Source organism: Verrucosispora sp. SN26_14.1, assembly GCF_004307965.1.
In the GTDB taxonomy this organism is placed as follows: domain Bacteria; phylum Actinomycetota; class Actinomycetes; order Mycobacteriales; family Micromonosporaceae; genus Micromonospora.
The window spans coordinates 1-13,831 of the sequence record NZ_SISL01000129.1 but is presented as its reverse complement, the minus strand read 5'-3'; the positions used below and the strand labels follow the sequence as shown (position 1 = coordinate 13,831).

Sequence of the window (13,831 nt, the reverse complement as noted above, 5' to 3'; positions counted from 1 at the left end):
CGGCGTCCCAGAGCGAGGGCAGCAGGCGGCCGGTACCGTCCGGCCCGGCCGGGTCGAGCACCTCGCGGCGCAGGCCGGCCTCGTCGACCCAGCCCTCGTAGTAGGAGTCCGGGTTGGTCCGTCCGCGCTCCAGGCGTACCGAGGCGGGGCGGAGGAAGTCCTCGGCCCGGACGTGCAGCACCGGGCGGCCGAGGGCGCGCAGCGGGTCGACCAGGGCGGTGGCCAGGTCGTCGGGGCGGGCGGCGGGAGCGCCGTCCACGGCCACCCGCAGCCGTCCTGTCGGTTCGGCGGAGGCGAACCGCTCGGCCAGTTCGGCGACGAGCAACTCGGGTGAGACCGGACGCACACGCATCCGACAATCGTGCCCGGTCACCGTCGGGCGTGACGGGCCACCCGCCCGGCGGGCTCCCGTGCGGTCGAGGGTCCGGGTGGATACGGCGGTGCCGTCGAGGCCGGGGTGGATACGGCGGTGCCGTCGAGGTCCGGGCGGGTCAGGCGGTGCGGTCGAGGGTGACGCGGGCGTCGTCGGCGAGCCGGTAGCCGACACCGTAGACGGTGGTGACCAGGGGTACGTCGACGCCGACCTTGCCGCGCAGCCGGCGTACGTGCACGTCCACGGTGCGGACCCCGGCGTGCTCGTAGCCCCAGACGGCGTTGAGCAGTTGGAGCCGGGTGAACACCCGGCGGGGGTGTGCGACCAGGTGCAGCAGCAGGTCGAATTCCAGCCGGGTCAACGGCAGCGGCTCGCCGTCGCGCAGCACCGAACGGGACGAGGCGAGGATGTGCAGGGTCGGGATGGTCGGGGCGATCTGCCGCGATGGCGCGCGTCCGGCGGGAACGCTCTCGGTACGCCGCTCCGGCACCACCGGCGGGCTGGCCACGATCGTCCCCTCGCCGCGTTCCAGCAGTTCCCGGGCCGCGTCCAGCAGCCGCCGGGCGGCCGGCGTCAACGACTCCTCGCAGACCAGCGGAATGGAGAGGGTGACGGTGAGCACGGGTGTGGTGGAGTTGGCCGGACGTCGCTGACCGCCGGGCGGGCGACCGGGCACCGCGGGCTGGGACGTATGCCATCCGGCGCGCGACGATGCGGGGCTGACCGACATGGTCCTCCTTGGCTGGTCCGGGCTTTCCCCACGGCCCCGGGACGCCGCCTTATCGATGCTTCCCGGCGCCCGTGCGAGGGTCAAGAGGCGGCCGCGTTGCATGAATGTGACAATTGACCGACACATCGGAGCCGACCGCTCGCTCTGCGTACGAGGCCAGTTGATTACAGCAGAGTCGTAAAGTTGACCTGATACGGGGGTGGCTGTCGGGTTTCGCGTTCCCCCGATGGTGTGACGCGGTCCGGCGCGCCCGGCGACGCGCACCGACCACCGTCACGCGCACGGGACAGACCGGTGCGGCGCGTCCCGTCGCAGGACACGCCGTACCGGTCCGTCGGGTTCACCGCTGGACGGCCACCCGGGCGTCGTCGGCGAGGCGGTACCCCACACCGTGGACGGTGGTCAGCAGCGGCGTGTCGACGCCGAGCTTGGCGCGCAACCGGCGGACGTGCACGTCGACGGTACGGGCCACCGCGTGGTCGTAGCCCCACACCGAGTTGAGCAACTGGAGCCGGGTGAACACCCGGCGCGGGCGTTCGGCGAGGAAGAGCAACAGGTCGTACTCGATGCGGGTCAGCGGGACGTCCCGGTCGCCCTGACGCACCCGGCGCGGCCCGGTGAGGATCTGCACGGTCCGGGGGTCCTCCGCCACGGTGGGCCGCTCGACGCCGTCGCCGCCCGACACCCGCCCCTCGCCCGACTCGGCGAGTTCGCCAAGCAGTTCCAGCAGGCGGTTCAGGCGGGGGCTCGCGGCCGCCGAGGCGAGGTCGACGGTGATGGTCAGGGTCGGCCCGGTGCGCTGCCGCACCAGTCGGGCGCGGTTCGTGCGGCCGGGCGGATGCTGGCGCGGGCTGATCGCGACGACGGACATGGTGGCCTCCTGGGACTACCGCCACGCCGGGTGGGCGTGGATGTTCAGCGGGACGCCCGGCCGGCGGTCGCCGGGGACGCGAGGGTGGAAGGTCTGGTGGGTGGAGTGGGTCCGAGCACGGGCAGTCCGGCGATCCGCCAGGCGGCGAACCCGCCGGTCACGTCGGTCGCCCGGTGCAGGCCGATGTCCTGCAGCGCGGCGGCGGCCAGCGACGAGGTGTAGCCCTCCTGGCAGATGACGACCACCGGCACGTCGTACCCGACGGCCTGCGGCAGCCGGGCCGCGCAGCGGGGGTCGAAACGCCACTCCAGCACGTTGCGTTCGACGATCAGCGAACCCGGCACGGTGCCGTGCGCGGCGCGCTGGGCGGCCGGACGGATGTCGACGAGCAGGGCGCCGGTCCGGTGCGCCACGTGGGCCTGTTCCGGGTCGAGCCGGTCGAGTCGGGTGCGGGCGGCGGCCAGGATCTCGTCGATGCCCCGGGAGCCCGGAGGCGGCACCGACGCCGGACAGCGGGCGGCGACGGAACGGTTCTGCGACATCATCGGTTCCTTCCAAGGGGTACGCGGCCGGGCGCACGATCGGGTGGCGACGCGGCGTGGGTGATCACCATGCCACGCCGGCCTCGGCCACCTCGGCGACGAGCAGCCGGCCGTGTGCGAGGCGATAGCGGGTCATCCGGCTCAGGGCCGGGCGGTAGACGTGGACGCTGACCGCGGGGTCGGCGTGCCGGTTGGTCACCACGTGCACGTGCCGGGGCCCGAAGCGTCGGCCGGAACCGGCGGCGAGCAGGTGCGGGCGCAGCCGCCCGCCGCTGACCGTCTCCTCGGTGAGGACACCCGCCGCGACCAGGAAGGCGCCGGAGGAGCCGCCATGGTCGTGCAGGTCGGTGCCCTGCCCGGGCAGCCAGCTCAGCGCCCACACCTCGTGGTGCTCGTCGGCATCGAGTCGGGCGTACCACCGGGTGGTCGGGTCGAAGCGCAGCGGCACGGGCCAGCTCGCGGTGTCGGCGGCCCAGCGCCGGGCGACGGCGAGCAGGTCCGGCTCGGTGACGGGCAGAGCAGACATGGGACCTCACGAACGGTCAGCGGTGCGGATACCGGACCAGTCTAGAATGCATACCCTATAGGTTTAGTAGGTAATCCTACATTCTGGGAAACAGGCGCGGACCGCGCCGCACGGCGCCGGGACGCCACCACTAACCTGTACCGGTGAGCGAGGAACTCGACGCCGAGACCCTGGAGTTCGCGCACCGGATGTTCGACCTGGCGCGCGACGGCGCGACCACCGAACTCGCCGGTTACGTCGACGCGGGGCTGCCGGTCAACCTGACCAACGAGCGGGGCGACACCCTGCTGATCCTGGCGGCGTACCACGCCCACCCGGAGACCGTCGCCGCCCTGCTGGAGCGCGGCGCCGACCACGCGCGTACCAACGACCGGGGTCAGACCGCCCTCGCCGCGGCGGTGTTCCGCAAGAACGCCACCGCGGTCCGCGCGCTGCTCGGCGCCGGCGCGGACCCGGACGGCGGCAATCCGTCCGCCGTGGAGACGGCGCAGTTCTTCGACCTGCCGGAGATGCTCACGCTACTGCGCCCCACGGCCTGAGCCGACAGGTCAGGCCGCCGGGCGGGTCGCCTCGACGAGGAAGCGCCGGGCGTACGCGACGAAGGGCCCCTCAGCCTCGATGCGGGCGTGCAGGCGGGCCAGCGCCGGCCGGTGCGCCGCCACGGTGAAGCCGGGCACCGTCCAGACCACCTTGCGCAGGAACCAGACCACCGCGCCGATGTCGTGGAAGACCGTCCGCAGTGTCGCCTCGCGCAGGTCCACCACGGTCAGACCGGCCGCGCGGGCCTGCGCGACCTCCTGCTCCGGATGCCGGTACGCCGGTGGCGGCAACGGCCCGAGCACGGCCTCGCTGAGTTCGCGTACCGTCCCCGGCCCGATCTGCTGCGACAGGAACGTGCCGCCCGGCCGCAGCACCCGCGCCACCTCCGGCCAGTCCGTCCGCACCGGATGCCGGCTGACCACCAGGTCGAAGCTGCCGTCGGCGAAGGGCAGCGGCGCCTCCGGGGACACCGCCACCACGGTCGCGCCGAGGGGACGCAGATTCTCCCGGGCCACCGGCACGTTCGGCGGCCACGCCTCGGTCGCCACCAGCCGTCGGGGCGGACGCGGCACCTCGGCGAGCACCTCTCCCCCGCCGGTGTCGACGTCCAGTGCCGCGTCGACCGTCGCCATCCGCTCCGCCACCAGGCGGGCGTACCCCCAGGGTGGACGCTCCTCGGTGGCCCGCCCGGCCAGCCAGTCGAACCCCCACCCCTCGACCGGGGCGGACTCGCCGTCGGCGAGTAGTTCCTCGAAGCTCGCTGCCGTGGACACCATGGGGCCAGCGTCCTCGGGACGCCGCCGGCCCGGCAACCGGATTAGGTAGGTGTAAGGAGGGGTCCCCTGCTATGCACCAGGCGTTAGCAGGGGACCCCTCCTTACACATCCGTCCCTACGGGCGGGGCCGGACGACCTCCACGGTGGGGCCGTCCACGCCGCGCAGGCCGTCGAAGCCGGGCGCCGCGGCGCCGGCGGACTCGAAGTGCCGCATCAGCCGCGAGCCGAGGTGCACGCCGACGCCGCCGATCGCCAACGCGACCACCTGGACCACCAGCAGCGCGGGGGCCGCGCCCCGGTTCGCCGCGTCGGCCCGGACCAGGCAGGAGATCAGGAACAGTCCGGCCATGCCGGCGTTGACCAGGTTGAAGGTGATCGCGGTGCGACGGACCCGGTCCGGCGGCACGTCCCACAGGTCGACCATGCCGGCGATCGCGGTCAACGCCGCCGCCACCAGCGCGGCCACCGCCGTCCAGTAGCCGACCTCACCGAGGAAGACCGGACCGCCGACCACGTCGGCGAGGTCGAAGATGGTCGCGCAGACGAAGAGCCCGTACGGGAACGTCACCAGCATCGGTTGGATGGGATGCCCCTGCACCCGCAGCCGGCTCTGCATCGATTCCCCCCTGGGTCGGATCAGCCGTCAGTCCAGGGTGCTACCCGGACGCCGGCCGGGTGAAACGACGCTCAGGTTTCCCGAGGTCGGGAGACCGTGCTGACCAGCCGCTCAGCCACCTCCCGCAACGGGATCGACAGTGACGAGGCCGCGCTGCGCAGCACCTCGAGGGCGTCCTCGGACGGGCAGCCGCGCTGCGCCATGACCACCCCGACGGCGTGGCCGATCACCCCGTCGGCCAGCAGCGCGGCGTCCTCGGCACCGACCACCGCGGCCCGCCGCTCCCGCTCGCGTACGGCGGCCAGCAGCAGACCGGCGTGCTCGGCGAGCAGCATCGCGGTCAACTGGTGACCGGTGGAGAGCACATCGGACTCACCCGCATAGAGGTTGACCGCACCGATCACCTGCTCGTCGATGTCGACCGGTGCGGAGATCACGCCGTGCACACCGAACTCCCGGGCGCGGGGCGTCCAGTCCGGCCAGCGGGGCTCGGCGTCGAGGTTCTCGGCACCGACCATCTCCCGGCGGCGGATCGCCTCCATCGCCGGGGTGTCCGGGCCGAAGCTCACGTCATCCAACCCGGCGAGCGGGGCGTCGGAGGCGGCCACCCCGGCGGGCTCGCCAGCCCGCAGCGCGGTGAAACCGCACCAGCTCACCCCGGGCAGGGCGTCACGGGTGATGCGCACCATCGCGGTGAGCGCCGCGTCGAAGTCGTCCACCGCGATGAGTCCGGCGGTGAGTTCCCGCAGCAGGGCCGCTGTCTCCAGGACGCCGAAGGTATCGGCCGGCGGAGGGCTGGTCTCCAGGTTCACCGGCAGCCCGCCCCGGTCCCCGCGGCCAGCGTCGTCACCTGAATCCTCCTCGGTCTGCGCCTCGACCTGACGGCGGCTCCGGTAGCACGGACCTGCCCTACTACCCACCAGAACATGGGTCGAAACGGCGCAAACCGAAGCCCCTCCCAGGGTACGACGACCGCCGGGAGGGGTGTGGTCGGGTCAGCGGGATCCGGCTCCGGACAGGCGACGGCCGACCGAGGCGATCAGTCGGTCCAACTCGGAGCCGAACGGGTTGTCGTGCACGAGGTAGGTCCAGGTGGCGCTGGGCCGGCTCAGCTCGGACTCGTCCGGCTCCCAGTCCTCGTCGAACTCGGTCTCCTCGAAGGTGGCCAGCGTACGGGCCTCGATCTCGGGCACCAGGTTGGTGAAGGCGGGCACGGCGGCGCGGTGGAACTCGTCCAGCGGGTCGAGGCGGCCCAGGGCACGCAGGTGCACACCCTCGCGTACCTCGGAGAGCTCGGCCAGGTGCGCGGCCCAGAGCCGGTCGAGGTGGTAGAGCGCGATCGACCGGGCGGCCCGGGCGAGCAGGTCCTCGTCCATCTCGCCGGCCTTGTCGGGCATCTTGTCCAGCAGCATCAGCGCCGCGACGTCGCTGGTCAGCAACCGCTCCCGGCGCTCGGCGAGTGCCTTGCGCTGCTGCTCGATGACCACGCTGTAGCGCCAGGTGTTGCGGTGGATCTCGTGGTTGACCCCTTCCGCGACCCGCTGCGCGTGCTCCACGGCGTAGTCCACCTGCGCGTCGGTGACCAGGCCGTCGGCGTTCATGCGGGGTGAGGGCGGCACGGCGTCGCCGGCGTGCCGGACCACCAGGTCGTCCTCCAGGCTGACGAAGAAGACCGACCCGCCCGGGTCACCCTGCCGCCCGGCCCGGCCCCGGAGCTGGTCGTCGACCCGGCGGCTGTCGTGCCGGCCGCTGCCGATCACGTAGAGGCCGCCCAGCTCGGCGACCTGGTCCCGGTCGGCCTGGTCGCTGCCGCCGAGGCGGATGTCCACCCCCCGGCCGGCCATCTGGGTGGAGACGGTCACCGTGCCGTGGGCACCGGCCTCGGCGATGATCGCCGCCTCCTCGTCGTCGTTCTTGGCGTTGAGCACCACGCAGGGCACGCCGGCCGCGTGCAGACCGGCGGCGAGTTGCTCGGACTCCTTGACGTCGAGCGTGCCGACCAGCACCGGACGCCCGTCGGCGTGGCAGCGCTGGATCTCGTCGATCAGCGCCTCCTCCTTCTCGGCCCGGGTGGCGTAGATGCGGTCCGGCTCGTCCACCCGCACGCACGGGGTGTTCGGCGGGATCACCGCGACCTCCAGACCGAAGAACTCCCGGAGCTGGTCGCCGACCAGCACGGCGGTCGCGGTCATGCCGCACACCTTCGGGTAGAGACCGATGTACGCCTGCACGGCGATGGTGCCCAGCACCTCGCCCTCGGCGGTGGCGTCCAGCCCCTCCTTGGCCTCGACCGCGGCCTGGAGCCCGTCGGGCCAGCGTCGCCGCTGGGCGACCCGGCCACGCATCTCGTCGATCAGCTCGACCGTGCCGTCCCGGACGATGTAGTCCACGTCCCGGTGCAGCAGGGCGTGCGCGTGCAGCGCCACGTTCACCGCGGAGAGCTGCTCGACGTTCTCCTCGTCGTACAGGTCGATGCCGAGCTTGGCCTCGACGGCGGCCAGGCCGGCGGAGGTGAAAGCGGCGCTGCGGCCGTCCTCGGCGACGGTGTAGTGCTTGCCCTTGCGCAGGCCGCGCACCAGCCCGGCGGCGGTGTGTACGGGGTCCTGCTCGCCCGGCACCGAGCCGGCGAGCACCATCGGCACCCGGGCCTCGTCGATCAGGATCGAGTCCGCCTCGTCGACGATGGCGGTGCGCAGCGGCGGCTGGACCCGGTCGGCGATGTCGGTGACGAGTTGGTCGCGCAGGAAGTCGAAGCCCGCCTCGCTGACCGAGACGTAGGTCACGTCGCAGGCGTACGCGGCCCGCCGCTCGATCGGGGTGGACGCCTCGTTGACCCAGCCGACGGTGAGCCCGAGGAGCGTGTAGACCGGCTCCATCCACTGGGCGTCCCGGCGGGCCAGGTAGTCGTTGACGGTGAGCACGTGCACCGGACCGTTGCCGAGCCGGACGTGCCCGTACGCGGCGATCGCGGCGGTCAGCGTCTTGCCCTCACCGGTGGCCATCTCGGCGACCTTGCCGGAGAGCAGCGACATCGCGCCGAGCAGCTGCACGTCGTACGGCCGTTGGTCGAGCCCGCGGCGGGCGGCCTCCCGGCCGAGCGCGCAGATCTCCTCGTAGCTCGACGCGGCGTCGGCGGCCTCGGTGAGTTCGGCGTCGTCGAACGCCGAGACCTTCTCCTCGCGGGCCTCGATGGCCGGCAGCAGCTTCTCCAGCGGGGCCAGATCGACCGTGGTCCCCGGGCGCTGGAGGAACCGGCGGAACCTGGTCTTCAACCGTTGCGACACACCCATGAGCCGCAACGGTACGCGACCGGAGGCCGGTTGTGACGGCCCGACCGGCGCGCCGTCGCGCGAGCCGACCCGGCCGTCCGCTCCTCCGACCGGTCGGCGGCGGCTAGTCCGCAGGTCAGCGACGCCTTGCGCTCTGCGAGGTCCCGGCGGCGCCCCTCGTCGGATACCTGCCCGGACCGGACGCAATCAAACGTTCATCCGACGGGAACGTGCCGGGCGCACGGTGGTGATCAAGCTGGGGGATGGATCCGATTAGCGTGCGGGGTGCTGGGAAATCCGACTCCCGGTCTTCCCGCGACGATCAGGGGGTGCCTGTGCGGAACACTGAATCTCTGGTCTCGCCCGTGGTGGAGGCCTGGGCCACGTATCGGACGACCTCGGCGGCCGACTGGCCGACGCGGCGGCTGCTGCGGGCCAAGGGTGACAGCCGGGTCAGCGTGGTGTTGCCGGCGCGCAACGAAGAGGCCACCGTCGGGGCGATCGTGTCGACCATCCGCGAGCACCTGATGGACCGGGTGCCGCTGGTCGACGAGTTGATCGTGGTCGACTCGCGGTCCACCGACCGGACCGCCGAGGTGGCGCGGGCTGCCGGTGCCGAGGTGGTCGGCCAGGACGCGATGACCCAGGGGCTGCCCCGGTTGACCGGCAAGGGCGACGCGCTCTGGGCCGGGCTGGCCGCGGCGGAGGGCGACGTGGTGGCGTTCGTCGACGCCGACCTGCGGGAGTTCCGGCCGCACTTCGTCACCGGGCTGATCGGCCCGCTGCTCACCGACCCGTCGGTCGACTTCGTCAAAGGCTTCTACCACCGGCCCCTGATCAACACCAGCGGGGTGGAGGCCGACGGCGGCGGCCGGGTGACCGAGCTGATGGCCCGGCCGATGCTCAACCTGTTCTGGCCGGAGCTGGCCGGTTTCGTGCAGCCGCTGGCCGGTGAGTACGCCGGCCGCCGCGAGGTGCTGGCCCAGGTGCCGTTCGTCTCCGGTTACGGCGTGGAGACCGCGATGCTGATCGACCTGCTGGAACTCGTCGGGCTGGACGCGCTGGCCCAGGTCGACCTCGGCGAACGCAAGCACCGGCACCAGGACACCGCCGCGCTGGGCCGGATGTCCGCGCAGATCATGCTCACCGCCTGGTCGCGGCTGCAGCGCCGGGGCTGGGCCAACCCGGACGTGCTGCCCACCGCGCTGCTCACCCAGTTCCGCCGGGGCGGCTCCGACGCCCTGCCGAACCTGGACCGGGAGATCGTGGTCAGCGACGTGTCGGTGGAGGAGCGCCCGCCGCTGGCGGAGCTGCGGCACCGGGTGCCGCGACGGCGGGTGGCGGCCACGTCGTAGCGACGCTCGGGGCGGTAGCGCTCCCACGTCGGCGGCGTACGTGACGGCGGGTCACCGCAGCCCGGCACGGTTTCGCCGGGCCGCCCGTCGGGTAGTTGGCAGGCCGTGCGGCGGGTGGGATCCAGGAGGCCGCAGGGCGGGCGAGAGCGCAGGCGGGCGAGGACGAGTCGAGGGCGGAGATGGCGAGCCGGATCATCTGTGAGGTAGACGACGCAGCAGCGGTCACCGTCGTCCGGCTCGCCGGCACCCTCGACCTGACCACCACCCGGACGGCGTACCGCGTGCTGGACCGGTGTCTGGCCGACCAGCCCGACGCGCTGGTGGTGGACCTGTCCGGGCTGCGGGTGGATCACCCGTTGGCGGTGTCGGTCTTCGTCGCCGCCGCACGCCGCGCCGCCGGCTGGCCGGTGGTGCCGATGGTGCTCTGCGCGCCCGGGCCGGCGGCGGCCCCGCTGACCGAGTCGACGGCCTGCCGGGTGGTGCCGATGCGAGGCTCCTGCGACGAGGCGACCCGGGTGGCCGGCGCGTCGGCCGTGCCCCGGCTGCGGGTCCGGCTGGAGCCGGTGGCGGCGGCCTGCCGACGGGCCCGGGAGCTGGTCGTCGACGCCTGCGCGCGGTGGAACCTGCCGGAGGCGGTCGGCCCGGCCTCGGTGGTGCTCAGCGAGTTGGTCGGCAACGTGGTGCGGCACGCCGGCACGCCGATGCAGGTGACCGTGACGCTGCGGCGGCCGTGGTTGCACCTGGCGGTGGTCGACGGCAGCAGCACGCCGGCCGAGGAGGGCCGGTCCGGCCACCGCGACGAGGGCGGCCGGGGCCTGCTGCTGGTACGCGAGCTGGCCGACCGCTGGGGCAGCGCGCCAGCCGGTGACGGAAAGGCCGTCTGGGCCACGCTAGCGGCCAATTGACCGAAATTCCCCCTCTCGCCTGGTTACATGGTCGACGGGGCGGGTAGCCACGCCCGTCCTTTTGCGTCGTCAGCGGGGTGAGAGCGCATGCCCAAGCGGGTAACCACCGAACCCGGACAGGACCGAGGGCCGGCCATCCTGGCCCCGGCCCGGTTCGGCGGCTATCCGGGCCCGCTGCGCAAGCCGTTGCCCGGCGGGAAGCTGGTCAGGTTCCTGGCCACCACCGACCACAAGCAGATCGGGCTGCTCTACCTGCTCACCTCGTTCGGCTTCTTCGTGCTGGCCGGTATCGAGGCGATGCTGATCCGTGCCGAACTGGCCCGTCCGGGTCTGCAGTTCCTCTCCCCGGAGCAGTACAACCAGTTGTTCACCTCGCACGGCGCGGTGATGCTGCTGCTGTTCGCCACGCCCGCCGCGTTCGGCTTCGGCAACTACATCGTGCCGATCCAGATCGGCGCGCCCGACGTGTCGTTCCCCCGGCTCAACGCGCTGGCGTACTGGTTGTACCTGTTCGGTGGACTGATGGTGATCGGTGGGTTCCTCACCCCGCAGGGCTCGGCCGACTTCGGGTGGACCGCGTACACGCCGTTGAGCACCGTGGAGCACTCCCCCGGCGTCGGCCCGAACATGTGGGTGGTCGGCCTGGTCGTGTCCGGCCTGGGCACCATCCTCGGCGCGGTCAACCTGATCACCACGATCCTGACGCTGCGCGCGCCCGGCATGACCATGTTCCGGCTGCCGATCTTCACCTGGAACATGCTGTTCACCAGCGTACTGGTGATCCTGGTCTTCCCGTTGTTGGCCGCCGCGCTGCTGGCGCTGACCGCCGACCGGCTGCTCGACGCGCAGGTGTTCAACCCGGACACCGGCGGGCCGATGCTGTGGCAGCACCTGTTCTGGTTCTTCGGGCACCCCGAGGTCTACATCATCGCGTTGCCGTTCTTCGGGATCATCACCGAGGTCATCCCGGTCTTCTCCCGTAAGCCGATCTTCGGTTACACCGGCCTGGTGCTGGCCACCATCGCGATCACCGTGCTGTCGATGACGGTGTGGGCGCACCACATGTTCGCCACCGGCCAGGTGCTGCTGCCGTTCTTCAGCATCCTCAGTTATCTGATCGCGGTGCCGACCGGGGTGAAGTTCTTCAACTGGATCGGCACCATGTGGAAGGGGCAGCTCACCTTCGAGACGCCGATGCTGTTCTCCATCGGCTTCCTGGTGACGTTCCTGCTCGGCGGCCTCACCGGCGTCCTGCTGGCCAGCCCGCCGGCCGACTTCCACACCCACGACACCTACTTCGTGGTGGCGCACTTCCACTACGTGGTCTTCGGGACGGTGGTCTTCGCGCTCTTCGCCGGCTTCTACTTCTGGTGGCCCAAGATGACCGGGCGACTGCTCGACGAACGGCTCGGCAAGATCCATTTCTGGACCATGTTCGTCGGCTTCCACGGCACCTTCCTGGTGCACCACTGGCTGGGCAACGAGGGCATGCCCCGGCGGTACGCGGACTACCTGCCGACCGACGGCTTCACCACGCTCAACACGATCTCCAGCGTGTTCTCGTTCGTGCTGGGCGCGTCCACGTTGTTCTTCATCTGGAACGCCTGGAAGTCGTGGCGGTTCGGCGCCCAGGTGACGGTGGACGACCCGTGGGGTTTCGGCAACTCCCTGGAGTGGGCGACCACCTGCCCGCCGCCGCTGCGCAACTTCGACCGGATGCCGCGGATCCGCTCCGAGCGGCCGGCCTTCGACGCCAAGTACGGCGAACTCGTCTCCGACCTGGGTCGCGACCTTCCGCAGCGGACGGTCAAGCCGCCGCAGGACTTCCGCGACGAACTGCACCGCGAGACGCACCCGCCCGAGTCGCCGGCGGCCGGGGGCGCGCACGGTGCGCCGGAGGCCGAGGCGTACCAGCCCGCGCCGCAGTCCGGCGCCCGGCCGGTGCAGGTGCCGACGCCGGAGGAGGTCCGCCGTCCCAGTTTCGCCGACACCGACGAGCCGGAGGACGACCCGCTGGGCGCCGAGCGCCGGGAGCAGAACGACAGGTGGCGGCACCCGCGCGGACGCGGTGACGGCACCGGGAACTGAGCCGGCGGCGTAGTACGGCCGCGGATGTTAGGAGGGGTCCCCTGCTATGCCGGAGGCGTTAGCAGGGGACCCCTCCTTACCGAACCGGCCGGGCCGCCGTCTTCGCCGGCGCGGTCTCGGACTCGGCCGGGCCGTTCTGCCAGGGCGGCGGCGCGTCCGCGAGCATCGCCTGCCGCAACCAGGTCAGGGCTCGCGACAGCAGACGCGAGACGTGCATCTGGGAGATGCCGAAGCGGGCGGCGATCTCGGCCTGGGTCTGGTTGCCGTAGAAGCGCATCGCCAGGATGCGCCGCTCCCGCCAGGGCAGCCGGTGCAGCAGCCCGCTGACCGTCACCCGGTCGTCGACGGACTCCAGCGCGATGTCCGACTCGCCCACCAGGTCACCGAACTCGGCCGAGCTCTCCCCGCCGACCGGCGCGTTGAGCGAGGCCGGGCTGTAGCCGGCCGCCGACTCCAGCGCGGCGAGGATCTCCTCCTCCGGCGTCTCCAGCCGCTTGGACAGTTCGGCCACGGTGGGCGCGCGGGACAGCTCGCTGGTCAGCGCCGCCGTCGCCTGTCCGACCTCCAGGATCAGGTCACGCAACCGGCGGGGCACGTGCACACCCCAGGTGCGATCCCGGAAATGCCGCTTGATCTCACCCACGATGGTGATCGCGGCGTACGCGGTGAACGAGCCGCGTTCCGGGTCGTACCGGTCGACGGCGTTGACCAGCCCCAGACGGGCCACCTGTTCCAGATCCTCCAGCGGTTCCCCGCGTCCCCGGTAGCGGCGGGCCAGCCGACCCGCGAACGGCAACGCGAAGCGGACCAGGTCGTCCCGCGCCTCGTGGCGGCGCTCGGGCGGCAGCCCGGCGATCCGCGCCGCGTACGCGAGCGCCGCCGCGTCGAGATCCTCCAGCCCCCGGTCCGTCGGTGGTGGTGTGGTCGTGGTGGTCTGTCCGAACATCCGCGCCTCCCTCAGGAAGGACCCCCGCCCGGATACGTGGACACCGGGCACGCGCGTGGACACGCACGGGCCGAGAAGTGGGTTGGTGATTGGGATGCCAGCGGGCGACGCCGCGCCACGGCAAGTGATCAGCCTGTCGCAGCCGGCGGTGTTCCCGCTCCGTAGGTACTCAATCACGGCGACGCGGGTTCGCGAGGATGTTTCGTCAGCCTCGCCTCAACAGATGAGCAGGCCGTGCGGGGTGCCGCTGGCGCGCAGCGCGGCCAGCGCGTCGGGCACCGCAAGCGGCGGCGG

13 protein-coding genes and 1 pseudogene are annotated in these 13,831 nt (G+C 72.4%); 4 read left to right on the top strand and 10 right to left on the bottom strand.

All coding sequences use genetic code 11. From position 1 onward, the window contains the following. The 5 genes and pseudogenes from EYA84_RS14100 to EYA84_RS14080 form a co-directional block, all read right to left on the bottom strand. A pseudogene (locus EYA84_RS14100) lies at nt 1-352 on the bottom strand (uridine kinase); the annotation flags it as partial. 139 nt (nt 353-491) lie between these two features. Then, the gene (locus tag EYA84_RS14095; protein ID WP_131053496.1) at nt 492-1,103 is read right to left on the bottom strand and encodes a winged helix-turn-helix domain-containing protein; all 612 of its coding nucleotides are present in this window, start codon (nt 1,101-1,103) and stop codon (nt 492-494) included. 340 nt (nt 1,104-1,443) lie between these two features. Beyond that, entirely contained in the window at nt 1,444-1,887 is a 444-nt protein-coding gene (locus EYA84_RS14090) for a winged helix-turn-helix domain-containing protein (RefSeq protein ID WP_201272384.1), read from the bottom strand. A 131-nt stretch (nt 1,888-2,018) separates the two neighbouring features. Further along, a complete protein-coding gene (locus tag EYA84_RS14085) occupies nt 2,019-2,516 on the bottom strand; it encodes a rhodanese-like domain-containing protein (protein ID WP_131053494.1) in 498 nt (165 codons plus the stop codon). 64 nt (nt 2,517-2,580) lie between these two features. Then, a complete protein-coding gene (locus tag EYA84_RS14080) occupies nt 2,581-3,042 on the bottom strand; it encodes a cysteine dioxygenase family protein (protein WP_131053493.1) in 462 nt (153 codons plus the stop codon). 188 nt (nt 3,043-3,230) lie between these two features. On the opposite strand from EYA84_RS14080, the gene EYA84_RS14075 reads away from it, so the two are divergent. Continuing rightward, nucleotides 3,231-3,581, top strand: coding sequence for an ankyrin repeat domain-containing protein (locus EYA84_RS14075; protein ID WP_387262945.1), 351 nt, complete (start codon nt 3,231-3,233; stop codon nt 3,579-3,581). A gap of 9 nt (nt 3,582-3,590) precedes the next feature. On the opposite strand, the gene EYA84_RS14070 is transcribed toward EYA84_RS14075, so the two are convergent. The 4 genes from EYA84_RS14070 to secA2 all read right to left on the bottom strand — a co-directional run bounded on the left by EYA84_RS14070 (nt 3,591) and on the right by secA2 (nt 8,264). After that, entirely contained in the window at nt 3,591-4,358 is a 768-nt protein-coding gene (locus EYA84_RS14070; protein WP_131053491.1) for a class I SAM-dependent methyltransferase, read from the bottom strand. 115 nt (nt 4,359-4,473) lie between these two features. Continuing rightward, entirely contained in the window at nt 4,474-4,974 is a 501-nt protein-coding gene (locus tag EYA84_RS14065) for a DUF2231 domain-containing protein (protein ID WP_131053490.1), read from the bottom strand. 71 nt (nt 4,975-5,045) lie between these two features. Next, nucleotides 5,046-5,786 carry a GAF and ANTAR domain-containing protein gene (locus tag EYA84_RS14060; RefSeq protein ID WP_131053489.1) on the bottom strand — a complete coding sequence of 247 codons (741 nt, stop codon included), beginning with the start codon at nt 5,784-5,786 and terminating at the stop codon, nt 5,046-5,048. A gap of 183 nt (nt 5,787-5,969) precedes the next feature. After that, the gene (secA2, locus tag EYA84_RS14055) at nt 5,970-8,264 is read right to left on the bottom strand and encodes an accessory Sec system translocase SecA2 (protein WP_131053488.1); all 2,295 of its coding nucleotides are present in this window, start codon (nt 8,262-8,264) and stop codon (nt 5,970-5,972) included. Nucleotides 8,265-8,611: 347 nt separating this feature from the next. Between secA2 and EYA84_RS14050 the strand changes: the two genes are divergently transcribed. From EYA84_RS14050 to ctaD, 3 genes are all read left to right on the top strand, one after another. Further along, nucleotides 8,612-9,598 carry a glucosyl-3-phosphoglycerate synthase gene (locus EYA84_RS14050; protein ID WP_236145758.1) on the top strand — a complete coding sequence of 329 codons (987 nt, stop codon included), beginning with the start codon at nt 8,612-8,614 and terminating at the stop codon, nt 9,596-9,598. 179 nt (nt 9,599-9,777) lie between these two features. Continuing rightward, nucleotides 9,778-10,503 carry an ATP-binding protein gene (locus tag EYA84_RS14045; protein WP_131053487.1) on the top strand — a complete coding sequence of 242 codons (726 nt, stop codon included), beginning with the start codon at nt 9,778-9,780 and terminating at the stop codon, nt 10,501-10,503. 87 nt (nt 10,504-10,590) lie between these two features. After that, entirely contained in the window at nt 10,591-12,591 is a 2,001-nt protein-coding gene (gene ctaD, locus EYA84_RS14040; protein ID WP_131053486.1) for a cytochrome c oxidase subunit I, read from the top strand. 76 nt (nt 12,592-12,667) lie between these two features. Here ctaD and EYA84_RS14035 read toward each other — a convergent pair whose 3' ends face one another. Continuing rightward, nucleotides 12,668-13,714, bottom strand: a complete 1,047-nt coding sequence (locus tag EYA84_RS14035) for a SigB/SigF/SigG family RNA polymerase sigma factor (RefSeq protein WP_236145757.1) — start codon at nt 13,712-13,714, stop codon at nt 12,668-12,670. Nucleotides 13,715-13,831 lie beyond the last annotated feature (117 nt).